Origin of the sequence: Acinetobacter lactucae (assembly GCF_013344765.1) — a bacterium.
Lineage (GTDB): Bacteria > Pseudomonadota > Gammaproteobacteria > Pseudomonadales > Moraxellaceae > Acinetobacter > Acinetobacter lactucae_A.
This window is the reverse complement of sequence record NZ_JABVBF010000479.1, coordinates 1-233: the sequence shown is the minus strand read 5'-3', so window position 1 is coordinate 233 and position 233 is coordinate 1. Positions and strand designations below refer to the sequence as shown.

1 protein-coding gene is annotated in these 233 nt (G+C 52.8%); it reads left to right on the top strand.

Going from position 1 to position 233, the window contains the following annotated elements; genetic code table 11:
- A partial coding sequence (locus tag HUN22_RS17935) for a hypothetical protein (protein WP_368074589.1) occupies window positions 1-233 on the top strand: 233 nt, incomplete at both ends.

The window sequence follows — 233 nt, the reverse complement described above, 5'->3', positions numbered from 1 at the left end:
ACATCAGCAATGTAGCGGATGCGGTGAGTGCAGATCAGGCTGTGAACCTGGGTCAATTACAAACTGCGACAACAGCAGCGAATGACAAGACCGATGCGTTAGGAACCAGTACAGCGAACAATCTGGGTGGTGGGTCAAGCTACGACAGCACAACCGGTGCGGTGAGTGCGCCAACCTATGTCACCACGAAAACCGATGGTACGACAGTTAATGCAAGCAATGTGGGTGATGCC